Origin of the sequence: Roseibium sp. (assembly GCF_051016195.1) — a bacterium.
GTDB lineage: Bacteria > Pseudomonadota > Alphaproteobacteria > Rhizobiales > Stappiaceae > Roseibium.
Map to the genome: position 1 here is coordinate 5,840,342 of NZ_CP134616.1, position 21,604 is coordinate 5,861,945.

General features: G+C 58.3%; 22 protein-coding genes. 12 read left to right on the forward strand and 10 right to left on the reverse strand.

Annotation, left to right across the window (positions count from 1 at the left end; all coding sequences use genetic code 11):
* Nucleotide 1: 1 nt before the first annotated feature.
* On the reverse strand, nucleotides 2-1,966 hold the full coding sequence (locus RDA78_RS26515; RefSeq protein WP_434052745.1) for a sigma 54-interacting transcriptional regulator: 1,965 nt from the start codon (nucleotides 1,964-1,966) through the stop codon (nucleotides 2-4).
* Between the two features lie 370 nt (nucleotides 1,967-2,336).
* Here RDA78_RS26515 and RDA78_RS26520 point away from each other — a divergent pair, with 370 nt between their 5' ends.
* The 11 genes from RDA78_RS26520 (at nucleotide 2,337) to RDA78_RS26570 (ending at nucleotide 12,332) form a co-directional block, all read left to right on the forward strand.
* Complete coding sequence (locus tag RDA78_RS26520) at nucleotides 2,337-3,842, forward strand: CmpA/NrtA family ABC transporter substrate-binding protein (RefSeq protein WP_434052746.1); 1,506 nt, start codon at nucleotides 2,337-2,339, stop codon at nucleotides 3,840-3,842.
* A 73-nt stretch (nucleotides 3,843-3,915) separates the two neighbouring features.
* Nucleotides 3,916-4,767, forward strand: coding sequence for a nitrate ABC transporter permease (gene ntrB, locus RDA78_RS26525; protein ID WP_299482300.1), 852 nt, complete (start codon nucleotides 3,916-3,918; stop codon nucleotides 4,765-4,767).
* Between the two features lie 71 nt (nucleotides 4,768-4,838).
* Complete coding sequence (locus RDA78_RS26530; protein WP_434052747.1) at nucleotides 4,839-5,786, forward strand: ABC transporter ATP-binding protein; 948 nt, start codon at nucleotides 4,839-4,841, stop codon at nucleotides 5,784-5,786.
* Entirely contained in the window at nucleotides 5,786-6,235 is a 450-nt protein-coding gene (gene cynS, locus RDA78_RS26535; RefSeq protein ID WP_434056218.1) for a cyanase, read from the forward strand. Before RDA78_RS26530 ends, cynS begins: the two co-directional genes overlap by 1 nt.
* A gap of 36 nt (nucleotides 6,236-6,271) precedes the next feature.
* Entirely contained in the window at nucleotides 6,272-7,336 is a 1,065-nt protein-coding gene (locus tag RDA78_RS26540; protein WP_434052748.1) for a CobW family GTP-binding protein, read from the forward strand.
* Nucleotides 7,333-8,454, forward strand: coding sequence for a WD40 repeat domain-containing protein (locus RDA78_RS26545; protein WP_434052749.1), 1,122 nt, complete (start codon nucleotides 7,333-7,335; stop codon nucleotides 8,452-8,454). The genes RDA78_RS26540 and RDA78_RS26545 overlap by 4 nt, the downstream gene beginning before the upstream one ends.
* A gap of 86 nt (nucleotides 8,455-8,540) precedes the next feature.
* Nucleotides 8,541-8,984: a DUF1636 family protein gene (locus RDA78_RS26550; RefSeq protein ID WP_434052750.1), complete on the forward strand. Its 444-nt coding sequence runs from the start codon at nucleotides 8,541-8,543 to the stop codon at nucleotides 8,982-8,984.
* A gap of 6 nt (nucleotides 8,985-8,990) precedes the next feature.
* Nucleotides 8,991-9,851: an ABC transporter ATP-binding protein gene (locus RDA78_RS26555; protein ID WP_434052751.1), complete on the forward strand. Its 861-nt coding sequence runs from the start codon at nucleotides 8,991-8,993 to the stop codon at nucleotides 9,849-9,851.
* The gene (locus RDA78_RS26560; RefSeq protein WP_434052752.1) at nucleotides 9,848-10,795 is read left to right on the forward strand and encodes an ABC transporter substrate-binding protein; all 948 of its coding nucleotides are present in this window, start codon (nucleotides 9,848-9,850) and stop codon (nucleotides 10,793-10,795) included. The genes RDA78_RS26555 and RDA78_RS26560 overlap by 4 nt, the downstream gene beginning before the upstream one ends.
* Nucleotides 10,796-10,860: 65 nt before the next feature.
* Nucleotides 10,861-11,835 carry a FecCD family ABC transporter permease gene (locus tag RDA78_RS26565; RefSeq protein WP_434056219.1) on the forward strand — a complete coding sequence of 325 codons (975 nt, stop codon included), beginning with the start codon at nucleotides 10,861-10,863 and terminating at the stop codon, nucleotides 11,833-11,835.
* 32 nt (nucleotides 11,836-11,867) lie between these two features.
* Nucleotides 11,868-12,332: a DUF1348 family protein gene (locus RDA78_RS26570; protein WP_434052753.1), complete on the forward strand. Its 465-nt coding sequence runs from the start codon at nucleotides 11,868-11,870 to the stop codon at nucleotides 12,330-12,332.
* 90 nt (nucleotides 12,333-12,422) lie between these two features.
* On the opposite strand, the gene RDA78_RS26575 is transcribed toward RDA78_RS26570, so the two are convergent.
* From RDA78_RS26575 to RDA78_RS26605, 7 genes are all read right to left on the reverse strand, one after another.
* Nucleotides 12,423-13,046, reverse strand: a complete 624-nt coding sequence (locus tag RDA78_RS26575; RefSeq protein WP_434052754.1) for a 2-hydroxychromene-2-carboxylate isomerase — start codon at nucleotides 13,044-13,046, stop codon at nucleotides 12,423-12,425.
* A gap of 113 nt (nucleotides 13,047-13,159) precedes the next feature.
* Nucleotides 13,160-14,014 carry a sulfurtransferase gene (locus RDA78_RS26580; RefSeq protein WP_434052755.1) on the reverse strand — a complete coding sequence of 285 codons (855 nt, stop codon included), beginning with the start codon at nucleotides 14,012-14,014 and terminating at the stop codon, nucleotides 13,160-13,162.
* A gap of 57 nt (nucleotides 14,015-14,071) precedes the next feature.
* Nucleotides 14,072-15,196 (reverse strand): acyl-CoA dehydrogenase family protein, encoded by a 1,125-nt coding sequence (locus RDA78_RS26585; protein WP_434052756.1) that lies wholly within the window; start codon nucleotides 15,194-15,196, stop codon nucleotides 14,072-14,074.
* A gap of 73 nt (nucleotides 15,197-15,269) precedes the next feature.
* The gene (locus tag RDA78_RS26590) at nucleotides 15,270-15,809 is read right to left on the reverse strand and encodes an OsmC family protein (protein WP_299482270.1); all 540 of its coding nucleotides are present in this window, start codon (nucleotides 15,807-15,809) and stop codon (nucleotides 15,270-15,272) included.
* Between the two features lie 42 nt (nucleotides 15,810-15,851).
* Nucleotides 15,852-16,727: an ABC transporter permease gene (locus RDA78_RS26595; RefSeq protein WP_434052757.1), complete on the reverse strand. Its 876-nt coding sequence runs from the start codon at nucleotides 16,725-16,727 to the stop codon at nucleotides 15,852-15,854.
* A complete protein-coding gene (locus tag RDA78_RS26600) occupies nucleotides 16,724-17,998 on the reverse strand; it encodes an ABC transporter substrate-binding protein (RefSeq protein WP_434052758.1) in 1,275 nt (424 codons plus the stop codon). Before RDA78_RS26600 ends, RDA78_RS26595 begins: the two co-directional genes overlap by 4 nt.
* A 36-nt stretch (nucleotides 17,999-18,034) precedes the next feature.
* A complete protein-coding gene (locus RDA78_RS26605) occupies nucleotides 18,035-18,871 on the reverse strand; it encodes an ABC transporter ATP-binding protein (protein WP_434052759.1) in 837 nt (278 codons plus the stop codon).
* Between the two features lie 320 nt (nucleotides 18,872-19,191).
* Here RDA78_RS26605 and RDA78_RS26610 point away from each other — a divergent pair, with 320 nt between their 5' ends.
* A complete protein-coding gene (locus tag RDA78_RS26610; RefSeq protein ID WP_434052760.1) occupies nucleotides 19,192-19,785 on the forward strand; it encodes a TetR/AcrR family transcriptional regulator in 594 nt (197 codons plus the stop codon).
* A 264-nt stretch (nucleotides 19,786-20,049) separates the two neighbouring features.
* Here the strand turns inward: RDA78_RS26610 and RDA78_RS26615 are convergent, their stop codons facing one another.
* Both RDA78_RS26615 and RDA78_RS26620 read right to left on the reverse strand, forming a co-directional pair.
* Nucleotides 20,050-20,589 carry a hypothetical protein gene (locus RDA78_RS26615; RefSeq protein WP_434052761.1) on the reverse strand — a complete coding sequence of 180 codons (540 nt, stop codon included), beginning with the start codon at nucleotides 20,587-20,589 and terminating at the stop codon, nucleotides 20,050-20,052.
* Nucleotides 20,590-20,732: 143 nt separating this feature from the next.
* Complete coding sequence (locus RDA78_RS26620; protein WP_434052762.1) at nucleotides 20,733-21,575, reverse strand: class I SAM-dependent methyltransferase; 843 nt, start codon at nucleotides 21,573-21,575, stop codon at nucleotides 20,733-20,735.
* Nucleotides 21,576-21,604 lie beyond the last annotated feature (29 nt).

The following is a 21,604-nucleotide window of genomic DNA, read 5'->3' on the forward strand; positions in this document are numbered from 1 at the left end:
TTCAAGGTTTGAAGCTTCTCGCGTCGATCTTGAGTTTCTTTAGCCGCGAATAGAGCGTTGTCGGTTTCATCGCCAGGCGCTCGGCCGCCCCTCCCGGACCGGAAACCTTGCCGGCGCACTCCATCAGCGCCGCCCGGATCGCCTCTATCTCCGCGCGCTGCAAATCCGACCGACTGGTGATGATTTGCATGGACTGCGCGGCCACCGCCTGAGCATCAGCAAATTCACCCGTTTCCTGGTTTTCACTGGGAAACGCAGCGGGCCGCGCGTCTGTTTCGCCCGGTTTGGGAAGGTCAAACGCCAGTTTGCCACTCCTGGACAGGATTACCGCCCGTTCGATGACGTTTTCCAGTTCGCGTATGTTTCCCGGCCAGTCATAGGCCTGCAGCTGGTTTATGTTAGCGACGGTCAATTGCGGGGCGGTCGTTCTGTTCAACCGCTCGACCGCACGCTTCATGAACAGTGTCGCAAGCGGAGGGATGTCTTCTCTCCTTTCCCGCAAAGGCGCCGAGTGAATGGGAAAGACGGCGAGCCGGAAATAGAGGTCTTCGCGAAAACTCTTTTCCATGATCGAGTGACGCAGTTCCCGGTTTGTTGCGGCGATGACACGCACATCAACCTTCATGGTGCGCGTGTCGCCCACGCGCTCGAACTGCTGCTCCTGGAGGACCCGCAACAGTTTTCCCTGTTGCTCCAACGGCAGTTCACCGACTTCATCAAGAAACAGCGTTCCTCCGTCCGCAAGCTCAAACCGCCCTGCCCGCGCAGACACAGCGCCGGTGAACGCTCCCTTGACGTGCCCGAAGAACTCGCTTTCGAACAGTTCAGCCGGAATTGCCGCGCAATTCACGCGGATGAGCGGCCGGTCGCGGCGCGGGCTTGCGTTGTGGATCGCATGAGCGATCAACTCCTTGCCGGTTCCTGATTCACCCGTGATAAGGACCGTCGCCTCCGTTGGTGCAACAAGGTCGATCTGTTCGACGGTCTGCGCGATCGCGGGACTTGAGCCGACAATCTCATGCCGGTTGTGACGCTCCTCCAATTCGTCCAGCAGATAGGCTTTTTCCATTTCAAGGCGCGTTCGAAGCTGCTCTACCTCTGCCAGTGCCTTGCGAAGCTGGTTCTCCTGTTTCTGCTGCTTGGAGATATCGCGGAAAACCACGACGGCGCCAACCAGCTTGTTGTCGTCCTCGATTGGCGTTGACGTGTATTCCACCGGGAAACTGCTTCCGTCCTTGCGCCAGAAGACTTCGCCGCGCACTTCGTGGACCTCCCCATCCTTGAAGGCCAGATAGATCGGGCACTGATGGATAGGATAGTCATCACCGCATGCATGCGAATGGTGAATGACGTCATGCGCCACCTTGCCCACGATTTCATTCGCCTTCCAGCCGAGCATCCGTTCGGCTGCCGGGTTCACGAACGTGGTTTCTCCCAGCTTGTTGACGCCGTAAATTCCCTCGCCCGCCGCGTCGAGCAAAAGCTTGTTGCCGTGCTCCAATTCCCGGAACATCTGGTCGGCTCTGCGGACTGCATCCGGCTCTCCCCTGTGAAGAGCGGCAAATTCGGCTCTGGCCATACGCTTGCGCTGCCGGCGCGCGTCAAACAGCAGCATCGTGATGTAGGATTGCCCTTCGGGCGTCGACAGGGCAGTGTGGCAGTCGATTTCATACGTGCGGCCGTTCGGTGTTTTCAGCAGAAACTCCGATTGCCAGCTGCCCGGACCGATCAGACAAGCCTCTGTCAGCACATGCAGTTCCGCCAAAACCGAGCGGAAAAGCTCGCTGGGTCTGCGCTGAAGAATTGAATCGGCGTTTTCACCGAAATATCGCGCACATGGCTCGGCCGCCATCATGACCCGGTCTTCGATCGGGTCGATGACCAGCGCGGCATAATTTGCATTGTCGAACAAACCACCGGAAAGACTTACGCGTTTTGCGTGTGTAAGAAACAAAGACTCATTCATAACGCGAAATTTCCAGCGACTTAACAACGACTTAATCCCAGAAGCCTAGGTCATGTTTTGAGATTTCGTAAATAAAATTTCTGAATTTTCGTAATTTACGAATTTTCGTAAAATGAAAAACCTGTTTTCAACCGGCATAAATAACTGATTTTTCTCTGTTTTTATTTTTACGAGAACTGGCACAGCTCCTGCAAAGAAAAACCCGTTCAAGCGTCCCATGGCTAAAGGCGGCCAATTCGACGGGAGGCTTTCACCGCGAAGCTGAACTGATGGTGGTTTGGCGGCGCAAGGCCGATGGGGGCCTAACGGGAGGCGTTTCGGCTTCGGTAGAGCCGGCAGACCTGCCCAGATTGTCAAAGGACGAATTCACATGGGTGCTCTAAGCAATCCTTTTGACCCGAATGAAATTTTGTGGACCGGCTGTCCATGCGGCATGCACGCCACGATGTACGAACATCAGCTGGCGATGTCGCAATCCGCGACGGGATCGCGTTTTTACACCTCTGAAACGACGGGGGCAGAAACCGTTGAGCAATCCGTGCAGCAGCAGCAGGCTGCGCACTCGGATATGCGTGACGAGCCGGAAATTGCAAATACCGACCCCGACGTGGACTGGAAAGATCAGGAAGCCGTACTCGCGCGCTGCGTCGAGTCAGCGGTCATGAAGGGGATCTTCGGCACGGACATGAACCGCCGGAAATTCCTGCGCGGCGTTGGAAGCGCAACCGCGCTCGCCGCCGTATCGCAGTTCGTGCCGCTTGATGCGCTGAAGGCGGCGATCATCGATGCCAAGGGGCCGCTTGAGAAAACCAAGCTCAATGTCGGGTTTGTCCCGATTACCTGCGCCACACCGATCATCATGGCGAAGCCACTCGGCTTTTACGAACGTTACGGCCTGGATGTGGACGTGATCAAAACGGCCGGCTGGGCAGTGTCCCGTGACAAGTCGTTGTCGGGCGAGTACGACGCGGCTCACATGCTGACGCCAATGCCGCTTGCAATTACGGTCGGTGCTGGTTCCACCTCGGTTCCGTGGACAATGCCGGCGGTCGAGAACATCAACGGCCAGGCGATTACCCTGGCAAACAAGCACCTCGACAAGCAGGACCCGACGAAGTGGAAAGGTTTCACCTTCGGGGTCCCGTTCGAGTACTCGATGCACAACTTCCTGCTTCGCTACTATGTCGCGGAAGCCGGGCTTGACCCTGACAAGGACATCCAGATCCGCGTGGTGCCGCCGCCGGAGATGGTCGCCAACCTGTCGGCGGGCAACCTCGACGGATATCTCTCTCCTGATCCCTTCAACCAGCGCGCCGTGTTTGACGGTGTCGGCTTCATCTACAAGCTGACGAAAGAGATCTGGGACGGTCATCCGTGCTGCGCATTCGCTGCCAGCCAGAAGTTCATCGACGAGACGCCGAACACGTTCCTTGCGCTGTTCAAGTCGATCCTGGATGCAACGGCCTATTCCCAGGAGTTGTCGAACCGCCCTGAAATCTCCGAAGCGATCTCGCCGAAGAACTACCTGAACCAGCCGACAACGGTCGTGCAGCAGGTGCTCACGGGCCGTTTCGCAGATGGCCTCGGCAAGGTGAGGAACGAGCCGACCCGGATCGACTTCGATCCGTTCCCCTACCACTCGTTCTCGGTCTGGATCCTCTCGCAGATGAAGCGCTGGGGTTACATCGAAGGGGATATCAACTTCAAGGACATCTCCGAACAGGTCTACCTGGCGACAGATGCGCAGGCCGTCATGAAGGAGATGGGGCAGACCCCGCCGGACATCACCTACAAGTCCCACACGATCATGGGCAAAACCTTCGATCCGGCCGAACCGGACGCCTACATCGAAAGTTTCGCCATCAAGCGGACCTGATCAAGAACCTGATCCGGGCAGCGGCTCTGTCGCCGCCCGGTCAAACCAGACCAAGAGAAAGAGCAGAGCGGGCATGACAACGACGAACAATTTCGGACTGAAGGCAGGACTGTTGTCCATCGTGATCCTGCTGCTGTTTCTTTTCGGCTGGCACATGCTCGTGGTGGCGCAGCAAGGGCCTGCCGCGGAAGGCCTGGATCCCGAATATGCCGCGCTGCTGGGCAAACAGGCGACCGAAGGCGACAGCGCCTTGCCGAAACCGCACGAAGTCGGTGCAGAGCTCTGGCAGCATATTTCAGATCCGTTCTACGATGCCGGTCCAAATGACAAGGGCATCGGAATTCAGCTGGCCTATTCGCTGTTCCGGGTGCTGACCGGGTTCGGTCTCGCCGCATTGCTTGCCGTCCCGCTCGGCTTTCTGATCGGCATGAGCCCCGTCATTTATCAGGCGCTAAATCCCTTCATCCAGCTTTTGAAACCGGTGTCCCCGCTCGCCTGGATGCCGTTGGCTCTCTACACGATCAAGGACTCCAGCCTGTCCGCGATCTTCGTGATTTTCATTTGCTCGATCTGGCCGATGCTGATCAACACGGCCTTCGGTGTTGCCAATGTGCGCAAGGAATGGCTGAACGTTGCAAAAACGCTCGAAGTCAGTCCGCTTCGAACGGCGTTCCGCGTCATTTTGCCGGCGGCGGCTCCGACGATCCTCACAGGCATGCGCATTTCGATCGGTATCGCCTGGCTGGTGATCGTTGCCGCCGAGATGCTCGTTGGCGGCACGGGGATCGGATACTTCGTCTGGAACGAGTGGAACAACCTGTCGATCACGGGCGTGGTGTCCGCGATCGTCTTTATCGGCCTGGTCGGCATGTTCCTGGATATCCTTCTGGCGCACGCGGCGAAACTCGTCGCCTACGCGGAATAGGCCGCCCCATGTCCGAAGCACCGATCCAATTCACGCCTCCCAAGTCGAACTCCGTCTCCCAAGGAACCGAAATGGCCGATAAGCCCGACACCCCTGCGCGCAAGATGATCCAGGTCGAGGGGCTGGAACGTCGGTTTCCCAATCCCGGAGACAAGGGCGAAACTCAGATTTTCGGAGACGTCAGTTTCACGGTCGCCGAAGGTGAGTTCGTGTGTCTCATAGGCCACTCAGGCTGCGGCAAGACCACTCTCCTGAACATTCTGGCGGGCCTCGACGGTCCCTCCTCCGGTCACGTGATCGTCGATGGCAAAGAGATCTCCGGACCGAGCCTTGACCGGGCCGTCGTATTTCAGGGGCATGCGCTGATGCCATGGATGTCGGCCATGACCAACATTGCCTTTGCCGTTGAATCCCGCTGGCCGAGCTGGAGCAGCGCCGACGTGCGCAAGCAATGCCAGAAATACATCGACATGGTGCATCTGACAGGATCCGAGGACAAGAAACCCGCGCAGCTTTCCGGCGGCATGAAACAGCGCGTCGGCATTGCGCGCGCTTTCTCCATCGAACCGAAGATCCTCTTGATGGACGAACCTTTCTCGGCACTTGACGCCCTGACGCGAGGCAGCCTTCAAGATGAACTCGTCACGATCTGCAAGGCGACCAACCAGACGTCCTTCATGATCACGCACGATATCGACGAGGCGATCCTGCTTGCAGACAGGATCGTGCTCATGACGAATGGTCCGGAAGCACGGGTTTGCGAGATCGTTGAAAACACCCTGCCCAAGAGCCGCACGCGATCCGACATGCACACGCATGAAAACTACTATCCGATGCGCAATCACCTGATCGAATTTCTGGTCAACCGGTCGAAGAATTTCGCCGCGGAAATATCCGCTGCCGATTTCGATCCCCGCAATCCCCCCATCGCCCGCCCGGCGGCCGCATCAGGCAGCAGCGGCGAGCAAACCTTACCGTCTAACGACGCTTCGGCGACACAGGAGAAGAAAGCATCATGATTTCGCGTGAAGAACTAACCGAAAAAATTGTCGCCTACAAAACCCTGAACGGCAAGAAGTGGAGCGAGATTGCAGAGTCCGTCGGCCAGTCAAAGGAATGGACGACAGCAGCTCTGCTTGGCCAGATTTCACTTTCCAAGGAACAGGCCGAAGCAGCCGGTGCGGCCATCGGGATCAACTTCTCCGAAGAGGAGATTGCCCAGCTGATGACCGTGCCCTATCGCGGCTCGCTGCCAAGTTCCGTTCCGACCGATCCTCTCATCTACCGGCTTTATGAAATCGTGATGATCTACGGAACCACGATGAAGGGCCTGATCGAGGAAGAGTTCGGAGACGGCATCATGTCCGCCATCGATTTCGATATGGATATCAGCCGTATCCCGGATCCGAAGGGCGACCGCGTCAAGGTTACGATGTCGGGCAAGTTCCTCCCCTACAAAACGTACTGAACCAGGCAATCATCACTTCAAGGGAGCTCGTAAGCCATGTCAGAAATCCTCAACGAATCCGGTGGTTCAACTTGCGCGGAGGACGTATGCCAGGACGATGCACGCACGGTGCCCGTCAAGGGCTCATCCGGCAAGACACCTGTGACAATTCTCACGGGCTACCTTGGAGCCGGCAAGACAACGCTGTTGAACCGCATTCTCACGGAAAAGCACGGCAAACGCTATGCTGTGGTCGTCAACGAGTTCGGTGAAGAAGGGATCGACAACGAACTGGTGCTCGATGCCGAGGAAGAGATCTTCGAGATGAACAACGGCTGCATCTGCTGCACGGTTCGGGGTGATCTGATCCGCATTCTCTCGGGCTTGATGGATCGTGCGGAGGATTTCGACGGAATCCTTGTCGAGACCACGGGCCTGGCCGATCCCGGCCCGGTCGTCCAGACCTTCTTCGTCGACGACGATTTGCGGGACCGCGTCACGCTCGACACCGTCGTCACGCTGATCGACGCCAAACATTTCCTGAGCAAGGTCGACAGTCAGCACGAGGCCGAGGAACAGGTTGCCTTTGCCGACGTTCTGATCATCAACAAGCTTGACCTTATCGATGAGGCCGGGCTGGAAGCGGTCAAGTCAAAGGTTCGCCAGATTAATCCGCATGCGCGCCTGTTCACGACGAGCAAGTCCGGCGTTGATCTCGCCGAGATCCTCGATCAGGGATCATTCGACCTGCAGAAGCTGCTCGAACTGGAGCCGGGCTTTCTGGAAGAAGACCCGGAAGACCACGAGCATGACGACAGCATCACCTCCGTTTCTCTCACCTGCAATGAACCCATCGATGCGAGACGGTTTTCCGAGTGGATGCGAACGCTGATCCGCGAGCGCGGCACTGATATTTTCCGCAGCAAGGGCATCCTGAAAATCGCCGGCGATGAGCGCCGCTACGTCTTTCAGGGCGTTCACATGGTCATGGATTCCGAATGGGGAGCAGCCTGGGAAACACCTGCGCCGGTAAGCCGGCTTGTTTTCATAGGTCGCAATCTTGATGAAGCGGAGCTCAGCGAGGCGTTTTCCGGCTGTGCCGTGGCCCGGGAGGCAGCATGACCCTTTCGGCTGTTCCGGAGACCGAAATGCCGATGCCGCTCCCGGGCGCTGTTGACCAGGGCACGACCCGCGTTGCCCACGGCATCGCCCATCAACGGCTGGGTGTTGCGGCAAATGTCACGGCGATCAAGGGACTGCCATGTGATCTGGCGGGTTGCGGTGTCGCGGTCGGTCTTGGGAATGGCGGTCTGGCCGTTTTCGGCGGTGATGGGCTTACCGGCCCGGATCTGACCGCCCATGGCGCGGCCGTAACAGGTCTGGCGGGACTGGAGAACACTCTCTACTCCATCGCGCAGGACAACAAACTCTACGCGCACGACCTGAGTTCGGGTGCCAATAGCCTATTGTTTTCTTCAAGCGGCCAGTGGCTTTCGTCACTCACAACTGCGCCGAAAACCGGATACATCGCATTCGTATCCGGCAAAACGGCCTTCGTGTTGCCGACCGGCGCCAGTGAAGCCGGGGCAAGCGACTTTCAGTTTACCGAGCACCCGAGCAGCCTGTCCGGGCTGGCATTTTCACCGGACGGAAGGCGGCTTGCCGTCAGCCACTACGACGGCATTACCTTGTGGCCGCTGGACGGTTCCGGCAATGGCGAAATCCTGCGCTGGAAGGGGTACCATATCGGCGTGTCATGGTCGCCGGACGGCCGCTTTGTCGTATCTGCGACGCAGGAACGCGAGCTTCATGTCTGGGACCTTGTGAGCGGCAAAGATTATCGGCTGGGCGGTTATCCGGCAAAAATACACGAGCTCGAATGGACCGGTCCCGACAATGGTCCGGCGAAACTTGTGTGTTCCGGCGCCGATGTCATCACTGCATGGCCATTCGGTGATGTGGGACCTGGCCGGCTTCCTCCCGTGGAGATCGGGTATGTCTATTCAGGCCGCGTGACCAGCGTCGCTTCGCATCCAAACCGCAGACTCGTTGCCGGCGGTTACACCACCGGAACCGTATTGATCGGCGGGCTTCAAAAGGGCGAAGCCGCGTACGCGCGTATTGCGGACGATCAGGAAATTTCGGCGCTGGACTGGGTCAAGGGCGGCGAGGTGCTTGCCGCCGGGACACGCTCGGGAACGCTCGACCTCATCACCGTGGGAGAGCTGAAAGTGCAATAGCAGCGCCTGGCGGTTGGCAAACCTGCCGAAAACCTCCCCGCATGACGGGTAACGATTGAAGCGCGTATCACGGAAAGCACAGGGACTTGAGTACAGTCACGACGCACAGGATCCATATCTGCACCAGGTGCCGCGAGCGAGCGGACGCGACGAGCGAACCAAGCGGTAAGGTAACTACATCACCCGGCGCACGTCTGATCTCCAGACTGCAAAAGGCACTCGACGAGAAACCGTGTTCCGGAACCTTTGAACTCTCCGGGGTCGAATGCATGGCCGGGTGCAAACGTCCCTGCACGGTCGCTTACCAGGCCGATGGAAAGGCGGGATATCTTTTCGGAGACATCGATCCTGACGGCAGTCTCGACGCACTTGTCCGGTTCGCTCACCAGTATGCCCAGCTTGAGACGGGCTGGTGCAATGCGACAGAGCGCCCGATCGCCCTGCTCAACAAGACGCTTGCGCGGATACCGGCGTTCGGCGCGGGTGAGTACCCGAAGAAGATTTCCTCAACGTCCCGGGATGGCAGGTAACTTGTGATGAATGCATATTGTCCCCTGTCACCCGTCCTCGAACTGAACGCTGCCTCTTTTCACACCACGAAGTCGTCAAAGAGCGAGGCAATCTGGCTCGTCGACAGGGTCACGCTGTCCGTCATGCCGGGTGAAATTCTCGCGCTTGTGGGCCGAAACGGCGCCGGCAAAACCAGTCTGATCAGGATGATCGCCGGCCTGACGCGCGCTGATCACGGCGACGTCAAGCTGAACGGCGCACCCATGGAGGGCTTCAGTTGCCACGAGCGTGCCCGCCACATCGCCTATGTGGGTCAGTCAAGCGAACCCGACGGGCGGCTCAGCGTGAAACAATATGTTGCCCTGGGTCTAATGCCGCACGGCAGCCTGAAACCGGGCACTCAGGATGAACGGGTCGATGAGGCCCTTGGCATTGTCGGCCTTGAGGGCTTCGCAAGCCGGAAAATGCAGAACCTGTCCGGCGGCGAGCGGCAGAGAACGATGCTCGCAAGAGCACTCTGCCAACGCCCGTCCCTTCTGGTTCTGGATGAGCCGACCAATCATCTTGACCCGAGCGCCAGAGGAGAGTTGCTGAGTCTGGTCGCGTCTTTGGGGATCGCCGTCGTTGCATCCTTACACGACCTCACGCTCGTGGATGATTTTGCCGATCACGTCGCGGTTCTTGAAAACGGCCGCCTGATCGCTCTTGGCACACCGATCGAAGCGCTCACCAGCGAACGCGTCCGTGCCGTATTCGATGTCGATCTGCATCGCCTGCCAAATCCCGTAAGCGGAGCATCGATTCCGGTTCTGGACGTTCCAATTGTCCGGACGCGCAACTTGAGCCTCACCGACTTTCCAACCAACCCGAAAGGCCGTTTCCAATGAAAGCACTTTTGATGGCAGCCCCCCTGGCGCTTCTTGCAACCTCCGCGTTGGCCGAACCGGTCACCGTCGACAATTGCGGCACCGAACTGACATTCGCAGGTGTTCCGGAGCGAGTTGTCGTCCACGACATCAACATGTCCGAAATGGCCTTTGCACTTGGTCTTCAGGAAAAGATTGTCGGCCTCACCGGCATCACGGGCTGGTACAAGACAAGTCCGGAATTTGACGAACAACGCGGTGATATTCCGGAACTTGCTCCGAAGTATCCGACCATGGAAAACCTTATCGCCGCTTCACCGGACCTGTTTGTTGCAGGCTGGTACTACGGAATGCGGCCAGGCGGTGAAGTCACCCCGGACACGCTGGAAGCACAGGGCATCCAGACACTCGTTCTGACGGAAAGCTGCGTGCATCTTCACGAAGACCGCCCGGTCGCTTCAATGGATCTTCTCTTCGACGACATGGTGCGGCTCGGAACAGTCTTCGACAAGAAAGAGGAGGCCGAAGTGCTTGTCGCAGGCTGGAAATCGGATCTGCTCGAAATCGACACCGCAATCCCGGACGAAAACAGACTGCGGGTCTTTCTTTATGATAGCGGCACGGACAAGCCCTTCACGGCCGGGCGGTATGCGATCACCACGGCAATGATCGAAGCAGCCGGCGGCAAGAACGTCATGAGCGACATGGAAACCAGCTGGGGCACAACGTCCTGGGAAGCCGTTGCTGCGGCCAATCCGCAGTTTCTCGTCCTGCTCGATTATCAGGATGGCTCCGGTGCTGAAGGGCTGATGAAGTTCCTGAAAGAACATCCGATCATGTCCCTGACAGACGCCGTTCAAAACGAGCGCTATGTCCCTTTGCGCTATGAAGAACTGACGCCCGGACCCTCCAATATTGCAGCCATTTCGAAGATCGCAGAGGCGATGTATCCAGGCTCGTTCTGAGGGTCCTGGCACACCTATGAATTTCTGACCCGGCTTTGGCATTGAAACCAACCTATTGGATCCTGATGGGGCTCGCGCTTCTCGTTGGGCTTGCACTCATCGCAATCGCCGTCGGGTCAGTATCACTGGGCATTCCCATGGTGGTCGACGCTCTTGTCAACGCGGTCACAGGACAGACGTCCCAGGGCATTTCACCGCTCGACCGCATCGTTGTTGATCTTCGTCTTCCCCGCGCGCTCCTGGCGATCCTCGCCGGAGCCGGATTGGGTGTCGTCGGCTGCCTGCTGCAAACCGTGACCCGCAACGACCTTGCCGACCCTTTCCTGTTTGGTCTGTCGTCGGGCGCAGCGGCCGGTGCGGTCCTGGTAATCACGGTCACAGGCGATGTTCTCGGCTTCTGGACGCTGCCGCTGGCAGCCTTCATGGGTGGCATGATGGCGTCGGTCATTGTTCTGGTCCTGGTGTCGAAACTTTTGCCGGGCGGACCGGCGCGACTCATCCTTGCGGGCCTCGCCGTATCGTTTCTGTTCATGGCGCTGACGAACTACATGGTGTTTGCAGGAGATCAGCGTGCCGCGCATTCTGTCCTGTTCTGGACGCTCGGCGGCCTGGGACTGGCGCGGTGGAACCTGCTTCCGATCGCACTGGTCGGGTTTCTTGCCGTGTTTGTGTTTGCGCTTCTGCGTCACCGTCAGTTCGACAGTTTGCTGGCAGGGGACGAAACTGCCGCCACTCTTGGCGTTGATGTGGAATGGCTGCGCAGAGCGACGTTTCTTGTCTGCGCCTTTGCCACCGCCGCCTTTGTTTCCATCACGGGCGTGATCGGCTTCGTCGGGCTGATGGTACCGCATCTCGCCCGCAGCCTGACCGGGCCGCTGCATGCCAATCTGGTGATCCTGTCTGCCATTTTGGGGGCCGCGATCCTGCTGTCGAGTGACATCGTCGCACGGACAATCCTCAGTCCGCAGGAACTGCCAATCGGCATCGTCACAACGTCGATCGGTGCGCTCTTCGTACTCGGTCTCGTGAGACGCCTCTAATCTGTCTTGTTCCAATCCCAGGAGAAATTCTCATGAGCCGACCTCCCTTTCCGCCCTTTTCCCGTGAAACGGCGATTGCCAAGATACGTGCCGCGGAAGACGGCTGGAACGGCCGCGATCCGGCAAAGGTTGCTCAGGCCTACACACCGGACAGCCGCTGGCGCAACAGATCCGAGTTCCCGGTCGGCCGCGCGCAGATCGAAGCGTTCCTGACCCGCAAATGGGCAAAGGAACTTGAATACCGCCTGATCAAGGAACTGTGGGCGTTCACCGAAAACCGGATCGCGGTGCGTTTTGCATATGAGTGGCATGACGCAGATGGGAACTGGTTCCGGTCATACGGAAACGAGAACTGGGAGTTCGATGCAGAAGGCTATATGGCGGTCCGGCATGCCAGCATCAACGATGTTCCGATCACGGAAGAGGAAAGAAAGTTTCACTGGCCGCAAGGCCGCCGGCCCGACGATCATCCCGGTCTGAGTGACCTCGGATTGTAGAACTCAGGCATTTGTGAATGCCGATGCGCGTGCGCTCCACAGCAGCGTCTTCCAGGATCACCGTTTCCCGGCGATCTTGAAACCTTTGACTTAAGCCGAGACCGCGCTGACGGGCGGATCTGTAACACCCAGTCGCCAGGCCAGCATATCAAGCCTGTCCTGCCCGAAGAACATCTCGCCTTCAAGGACATAGGTCGGCGAGCCGGGAACACCCTGTGCGATTGCCGCTTCGGTGGCGCTCACATATCGCTTCGCAGCTTCGTCACCCGTTGCTTCCGTCCACAATGCTCCGCCATCGAGGGGCAAGGAGTGAACCAGTTCCTCGACCACATCATGATCCGACAGATTCAGTTCCCGCGCATAGACCGCCTCGAGCATGGCAAATGAAACGATGTGAGGTTCCATCGCGAGCGCCTGCGCCGCGTGAACAAGGCGCGCAGGCAATTCTGCTGGAACAGGCCAGTGTTTCGGCTTTGGATTGATCGGCAAGCCAAGCCGTTCGGCGCTCCTCCGCAAATCCATGAAGCGATAATTGAGGCGCGTCTGGGATTGTTTGGGTGGCGGGGTGGCTCCCGCCGCCGCAAACACCTTCTGGATGTCGACGGGCTGAAAATCGACCTTCGCACCGGCTTCAGCCGCGATCCCCATCAGCCGTTTTTCACCGAGGTAGGCGTATCCGGAAATGGGAGCATAGAAGTATGTGATGGTTTCCATGAGCGCTGCCCGTCATCGCCGCCTGAAGCTGCGACGGATGCTGTTGCTAAGGTTTAGTGCAAGACTGCAAGAAAACGGCGCGGGCCAAAGTCCCGCGCCGTGTACGACTGCGCTTAGTAGGGCAACCCTTCTTCGATCGGCAGAGCCGGGTCGCGGGACCATTCATTCCAGGAGCCGAAATAGATCTTCACGTCCTTTACCCCGGCTTCCTTGAGCGCGAGATAGGTGTTGGACGCGCGCGCACCCTTGAAACAGTAGAGCGCAACCGGCGTATCCGGCATGATGCCGACCGTCGCGCATTCCGCCAGCACCTCCTCCTTGCTCTTGATCATCGGGCCGGACGGTGTCGGTTTCATCATGCGATACCACTCGATCCATTTCGCGCCGGGGATACGGCCCTTGCGCGGGCAGAAATCCTTACCGTACGGCGAGGAACTTTCTGCGATCCATTCGTCAATGTCGCGGACGTCGAGTTTGACGACGCTTTCGTCCTTCACCGCCTCAAGCATGTCCTCGACCCCCATCATCAGGCCCATGCCGGTCTCCGAGGACGGGAAGGGTTTGGGTTCAGGTGCCACCGCATCGGAAGAGACGGGCATTTCAGCGGCCGTCCAGGCCTCGAAGCCGCCGTGCAGAACCGCGATCTTGGGATAGCCCAGATACTGGAGCAGGAAATAGCCCCGGCAAGACTGACCGAAACCGGAGTTCATGGATTGCTCGTAGATGATCGCCGTCTCTGAACCGGAAAGACCGACCGCACCAAAGGCCTCTTCGAATTTGCCCTTGAGTTCCGCGATCCCCTCCGGCGAAGACGTCGCCAGATAAGTGAAAATGTCATGCACGTTCACAGCCCCCGGAATGTGGCCGGCCGCGTAAGAATCCGGGTCCCGCGTGTCGATGACGACACAGGGCTCCGTCTCCATCAGTTGCGCGACTTCGGCGGGGCTGATCAAGGGAGTGTCAGTCATACGGTTCTCCTTTTCACTCTGTAACTTCTCTGGAGTTCTTTCCGGGGATTGCGGCTTTCAGGCCGCGCCAAAATCCGCGAGCATCTTGCGGAGCTGCTTGGTCGCCGGGGTCACGATTGCAACGAAATAGGCTTCGCGGAGCCGGCGTTGCGCGGCTCCCTGGCGGACATAGCCCCGGGCGCCGCAATGGAGCATTGCGGCATTGGCCGCGGCGACGGACAATTCACCCGCAGCCAGCCGTGCCTTGATGACACGAATGAAATAGGCCGGGTCTTTCTCGAAAGGCGTTTTTGACAGTTCAAACACTTCCGTTTCAAGCTCGGCGAGCCTCTTCCGGAAATAGTCCGGCTGTTCGGGCAGGTAACAATTCACATGCGACAGCGTTCTACCGGCCTGCTCCATCAGGTCTATGCAGTTCTTGATAAGGCCGAACGCCATACCGGATTGAAGCAGGATGAAACCCGCCCGGATACGCGGAATATAGTCAGTCACCGGATCGGCGAGGATGTGCTTTTCCGGAATAAAGGCCTTCCGGAACTGAATTGCGAATGTCCGGGTGCCATCCATCGCAACGAACTCGTCGTTAGCGATGATCTTGACGCCTTCGCCGAAACATTCGGCAACTGCCATGACCATCCTGGGCGTGTCACCGGGCACTGCAAAAACGATAGCGAAATGATGACTGTCCCCAAGGTTCGAAACCCAGGGCAACGTACCGGTCACGGAATACCCGCCATCGACTTTCTCGGCCTTCAGCTTGAGCTTTTCGATACCGAAAATCGTCTTCATCGGGTTCGAAAGACCCGTTCCTCCCAGCCCCTGGCCGTTCGTAAGGTCCTTGCCGATCGTCTGTTTCAGGTAGTCGTTTTCGCTGGTGGCGATGTACCAGGCGAGCGCATCCTGACACCAGACGCAAAACGCCGTCGAGGTACAGTGTTCGCTCACCGCCGACATTGCCCGGATCGAGGTTTCCAGATCCGGCGTACCGCCATCCATTGAAGCGTGGGGGCGATACGCACCGAGCCTGCCGATCGCCCGCATGAATGCTTCCGGATAGTGCCCCTTCTGGTCGATATCCAGAACAAGTGGCGCGAGATCAGACGCGGCCAGGCTGGCGACTTCGTCAACAATCGACGGCTCTTCCATCGCTGATGCGGCAATGGGCATGGGCTGAATATTCATGGAACCACTCACCTTCTATCGGTATTCACAAACGCTGGCGAAACCCGCCGCCAGAGACGGCGGGCGCTGTGTTTCATGCAGACTGCGCAACCATGTTGACGGGACGCGAGAAGGTGTTGAACACCGGCGACCACTGGCACACATGTGCAATCAACTCGTCGATGGTCTCCTGGGGAGCGTCGGCGTCCATGTGAACGATCAGGCGAACATCGGTGAAGCCGACCGGCTTCTCGCTGACGTCGCCGGTGCCCCAGACAGCCGTGATGTTGAGATCGCCTTCAAGTTCCACCTCAAGGGAGTTGATCGTGATGCCGCGGTGGATTGCATTGGCGTGCAGGCCGACGGCAATGCAGGAGCCAAGAGCCGCCAGGGAGGCCTCGGACGGGTTCGGAGCCGTGTCGTCGCCAAGAAGGCCCGGCGGTTCGTCGACGATGTAAGGTTCCAGATCGCGAATGTAGTTCGCATGCCTGAACTTGCCTTCCGCGACAGTCTTGCACTTGAGCGTCTTGACCGCTTTCGGGTCGGCCTTGCCCTTTTCGATCAAGCCTTCAAGCCCATCCTTGTCGATGGGTGCAAGGCATCCGGTCAGGACGGTTGCGGGTTGACTGGACATTTCTCTCTCCTTTGCATTGGCCCCATGTGTTGAGAGCCTGGTTTAGTCTTCCCGGTGCCAGCTGAGACGCGCGATGGCCTGCTGACAGAGGAAGTCCAATAGAAATCCGATGGTTCCGATAATGATCACGGTTGCGGCGAGCCGGTCGTATTCCAGCGTGTCGCGTGCATCGTTGATCGCGTAGCCGAGCCCGGAGGTGACCCCGAGATACTCCGCCGGGACCAGCACGATCCAGGCGACGCCAAGCGCAAGCCGGATGCCGGTCAGGATATCCTGCGAAATGGCCGGCAGAATAATTGTGAAGAGCATGTGCCATGGCCGTGCTCCCAGATTGCGGGCCACTTTGAACCATGCAGGATCGACCCGGCGAAGACCGGCGGCCGTTGAAAACAGGATCGGCCAAATGGCAGCGACCGAGATCAGGAAGACGATCGCGCCGTCCCAAGTGGCGAACGCCATGACAGCAATCGGCATCCAGGAAAGCGGCGAGATCATCCTGAGGAACTGGAACGGGATGTTGGTCAGCTTCCTGGCCTGAGCGAACCAGCCGATCAGGATGCCGACCGGCACCCCGAGGACAATGGCCCAGAGAAGACCGGCGCCGATCCTGTAGAGGCTCGGCATGGTCATCTGATACGCTTCGCCGCTCCAGAGCATATCGCCGAGCCTTGCAAAGGCCGGGACTGGTGCGAAATCGGCGAAAGCAAACAATCTCGGATTGTTTTGAACCAGCCAGCCGCCAATCCACCAGACGGCCAGCAGCAGCAGCATGCCACCGATGGCGTAGGCAAGCCCTTCCAACTGACGGACGATCCAGCCCGGCCCGGACCGCTGTGTTTCTTTCTCGGCAGCCTCGGGACTCGTTTCCGAGACCGGGACCGCCGATACTTCGTCCGCAATCAGAGACGACTGGCTCACAGCTCGAGGATCTCCTCGCGGTTGAACGGATCACCAGGGTTGACCGATGGATCGTTTTTCCATTCGGGGAACTTCTCCAGGGCGTTCTTCACGTAGCTGTATTCCACGAGATCATCGGCCACGAATTGCGGGTCGAGATCCTTGAGGAAGGTCGTGTCCCCTCCGACAACCGTGTTGTTCATCTCCTCAACGATCAGCCGCGTTGCGGAGGGATAGGGCCAGGGCTGGAAGTCGATCCGGCCATTCCCCCAGCTTTCCGCGTGCTTGATCGCACCGGTGTCAATGTAACCGCTGTCATCCTGATAGAGCGTCATGGCACGCTCGACGATCGGCGCCGGCATCGGCAGATAGCCTTCACCGTCCTTCGACATCAGCCGGGCAGCCTCGGCCTTGTTCTGAGATGCGAAAATCTGCGCCTTGACGACGGCGTTCATGACTTTCTGGGTCCATTCCTGCTTTTCGCTGGTTGCCTGTTCATGCATGCAGATCACGCAGCAGGGATGGTTCTTCCAGATGTCGCCGGTGAAACGCAGGACCCGGCCGCCGGCCTTGAGTTCGCCCATGGCGTTGAAGGGCTCGGCAACGATGAACGCATCGATCTTGCGGCTGGCAAGCGAAGCCGGCATTTCGGGTGGCGGCAGAATTTGCAGATTGCACTCGTTGGGAGCAAGGGCTTCACCCTCAGCCTTGATGACCGGCGTGACGCCGGACTTGCGCAAGGCGTATTGCAGCACGATGTTGTGCATGGAGTACCAGAACGGCACGGCAACCTGTTTTCCTCCGAGCTGGCTGAAATCGGTGATGTCCGTATGCCCGCCGACGACCAGCGCTGACCCGTTGGTATGTGCCCAGGCCATCAACTTGACCGGGATCTTGTTGTTGTAACGCATCCAGACCGGGATCGGTTTCAGGAAGTGCACAAGGTTGAATTTGTTGGACACGAAGCCTTCGACAAGCGGCGACCAGCCGCGGATCAGTGTCGGGCGGTCGGCCTTGAGACCTTCCTCCTCGAAGTAGCCCATGCCATGCGCGACCAGAAGAGCTGTGGCGTCGGTGATCGGAAGATAACCGATCTTGACGACTTCATCGTCTGCACTCGCAAAGGCAGGTGATGACAGCCCGCCGATCAGCGGCGCAAGTGCGGCCATCAGGCCGCCAGCTGCAAACATGTCCAGTGTCTGGCGGCGGGAGAAGTCCGAGGCAATGTAGTCGTCATCCCAATCCAGATCGGTATCGTCGTTTTTGTCGCGTCCGTTCGTGTCCTTGACCATGATGTCCCCTCTTTGTTGAAACGTGCCGCGCCGCAGTCAATTAACGGCCCGGATAGCCGCCCTTCCCGTCTGCGCGAGCGGAATGGAAGCCGAATGTCTGGTAGCGTCTGCCATTTCCAGTCCTGCGGCCTGTTCGTAGGCGGTAACGAGTTCGCTCCGCACGGAAGCGAATTCCGCGCTGGAGGGTGTTCGCTCACCCTCGATCGGGTTCGTGACAACCGAATGGACCCGGCCGGGTTCGGCCTGCATGACAAAGGCACGGTCCGCCATCATCACCGCTTCGTTGATGTCATGCGTGACGATGATCAACGTGATCCCCATGGACCGGGCGATCCGCCTGATGTCTCGCTGAAGCGCATGGCGTGTGAAGGCATCGAGCGCAGACAGAGGCTCGTCGAGAAGCAGCACACGCGGGCTCAGCATCAGCGAGCGGGCAAGTGCAACGCGTTGCTGCTGTCCACCTGAAAGGTCCTGCACGTTGCGCTTGGCGAATTCGGAGAGTTCGACCAAATCGAGAAGTTCGGGCACGCGCCGCGATGCTTCGTTCATCCGGTTGTTGAAGCGAAGGCCGAGCGACACATTCTGCTCGACGCTCATCCAGGGATAAAGGCTTGGCGCCTGAAACATCATGACCCAGGACGGGTTCGGCCCGGTTACGGTTGCGCCGTCGATGGAAACAGTGCCGGCGGTCGGTTGCGACAGGCCGCACAGAATGTGCAGCAGCGTCGACTTTCCGCAGCCCGAGCGCCCGACAAAGGCGATGGCCTCGCCCGGCTGGATCTCCAGCTCTATTCCGTCCAGCGCTTTCATGCCGCCACGCTTGTAGGTGTGGCCTATTCCGCTCGCTTGGATATGCGCACCCTTGAAGGTCATGCAAAGCTCCGGCTCTCTGTGTTCAACGTCTGGCGCGTGCCAAAGAAAACAAACAGGTCTGTTTCCTCGTAAGCACGAGTCGTGCCAAATTGCCCAAAGCGCTGATTTGCGAGCGAGTCGAGAGAGTTAGAGCGGAGAGACGCAAAGCTCGCTTTAAAGAGTGCCCAATTCAGCCGCAACACAAGCAATCAACAGCGCCTAAAATTAAGTCTGGTGTACTCCGGGTACACCTGAAACGTGGTCGTGACAGCTTGAGTTTGACGCATTGGTCGGATAAAGAAGGCTACAGATCTGTATGCTTTTTCTGAAGAAGGTGCCCCTTGACCGACGCACTGTCTCCTTCGTTTTTGTCCGATCCGGAGCGCTCGGGCGCTCGGGAACGGTTGTTGCTCGCTGCCTGCGACCTCTTTTGCCGCCAGGGTATCAATGTCACCGGCGTCGACGCGGTGGTCGCTGCTGCCGGAACAGCCAAGACGACTCTTTACAAGGCCTTCGGATCAAAAGAGGGGCTCGTCGAAGCGGTGCTCGAACGCGAGGGAAGCCTGTGGCGGGACTGGTTCGTCGCCAAGGTGGACGCCATTCCGGGAGATGCCACCAACAAGCTGGTCAATCTCTTCGATGTCCTGCGCGAATGGTTCGCCGAAGAGAGCTTCTTCGGCTGCCCGTTCATAAACGCCGTCGGTGAGCACGACAAGGAGGACGACCGGATGCGTGAGATCGCGCTCCGTCACAAGAAGATCGTGCTGGACAAGATCCGCGAACTTGCAAAGGAAGCCAGGCCGCAGGACCCGGAAGGTCTGACCCATGAACTTGCACTTCTGATTGACGGCGCCATCGTTGCCGCGCTGATTACGCGCGATCCGGGCGTTGCGACCCACGCCCGAAACGCGGCTGCGCGCATCTTGATGAAGTGAGCGGGACACGCGTTGAACGATTTGAGCTCAGGGTCGCGTCCCTAGGCGTGGATTCCAAAAAGGTTGTTCACTCGCATGGTTTGGTTGCGTGGCTGAAAACACTTTCCGTGAAAGCCGGACTACCTCGAATTCACTTCAGAAAGCGGACGTTCGCTGCCGATCGAATGAATGATCGAGTGGTGGACACAGCGAAGCTAATCTGGAAAATGGCGAAAGCCTGCCTGGCTACGTAGGTAATAGACTTCTGCTTGGTGCCACTGACACTCACTCATATTGAACGATTACGGAAAGAAAATCCTCTTCGCTCGTGACGGCAGTGTGGTGACCTTTACCGTGCTTGTCCTCCATATGCCAAACATCACCTGGGCCAATGTCCCTGGACTCTCCGTCGCTGGCGGTCACGCGCACAGTACCCGAGAGGCATATGAGCTTTTGGGCGACAGGAGTTGGATGAACTGGTTCGTTCCAACCCGACTTCAACCTCAAAAACATAGTTTTCTTCACGATCTCGGGCGCAGAAATCTCGATTGCCTGTGCGGGGGGCGCAAAGGTCTCTTCTTGCAGTTCAACCTCAATATCTTCCCAGTGGCTCTCACCTTGGGAGTCGCAATACAGTTTGTGAAACTTCAATTGCTTCACCTCTCGGAAAGAACAAGCAATAAAACCAGTAATTGATCGCAGACATTGGAGTAATTTGCTGAAAGCTGCAACTTGGGCTGGTTCATTTTCGAGCCTTTCGCGACATGGCAGATGGCTAAAACGGCCAAGTACAAAGGACGGCAAAATGGCTTTACCTCGCAGCATCACCGCGCTTGACCGGGCAAAAGGCCCGCTCTGCCGCGCGAAGACGGAGACAGGACGTTCGCTCCGGTTTCAACGAAGGTCCGTTTTGCGGACGGACCCAACGTCTGGTGTATTTGCATTTTCGGGATCGCTCGGTTCGCCAATCATCGAGAACAAGCGAAGAGGTTGACCACGGCAGGTACCTTTGCGGCGTCACCTTCCTTGAACTTCTCAAAGACGACCGTTACCGCACTTTCAATTGCTGTTGCGTCAGCTGTTGATCCATTGTGAGCCTTCATGATGCGAGCTGCAGGGCCCACCTTGCTTGCGGCACGCGCAGCACCGGCTATCCCACCTGGAGGCGTCAGCACGATGTCCAACTCGTGCGCTTCAATATTTGATACGCCGGCCCGAGCCATCAGATCGGCGACGCGCTTGCAGTCTTCAAAGGCCGTTGGACCCGGCGCATTGGGGTCTCCCTTTGCCAGCGCACCCAGCCTCTTCACTGCTGCTTGTTCGGGGATCGCGAACCAGGGGTTCTTTGCCACTGAAGCCCAGCAAACAAAAATCATTTTGCCGTTGTCATTCAGTGCTTTGGAAAGGTTCTTCAGAGCCGCAACGGTGTCGGAAAAAAAGCTCATACCCAATCGTGAGACAAGCAGGTCGAAGGGCTGGGCTGAAAAGTCACAGGTCTGCGCATCTGCCAACAGAAAGGATGCGTTGGCAACGCCTTCCGTTTTCGCCCGGTTGGCAGCGCGTTGCAGAAGCGGATCAGAGATATCAACTCCAAGAACGTGCCCGCTCGGAGCCCGCCGGGCGGCTTCGAGCGTGCTGGCTCCGGTTCCACAGCCGATATCGAGAATGCGGTCCGTTGATGCAATGCTGGCTGCATCGAGCATCGTGTCCAACATCCCGGCCATCGCGGTGTCCAGAGCATGTTCGTGTTCAATCCATTTCAGGCCCGCAGGAGAAGCCCAATAATCCGCCTGTGCCTTGTTTGCATCCATGAATTACCGCCCCGTTTTGGCCAGCTTAA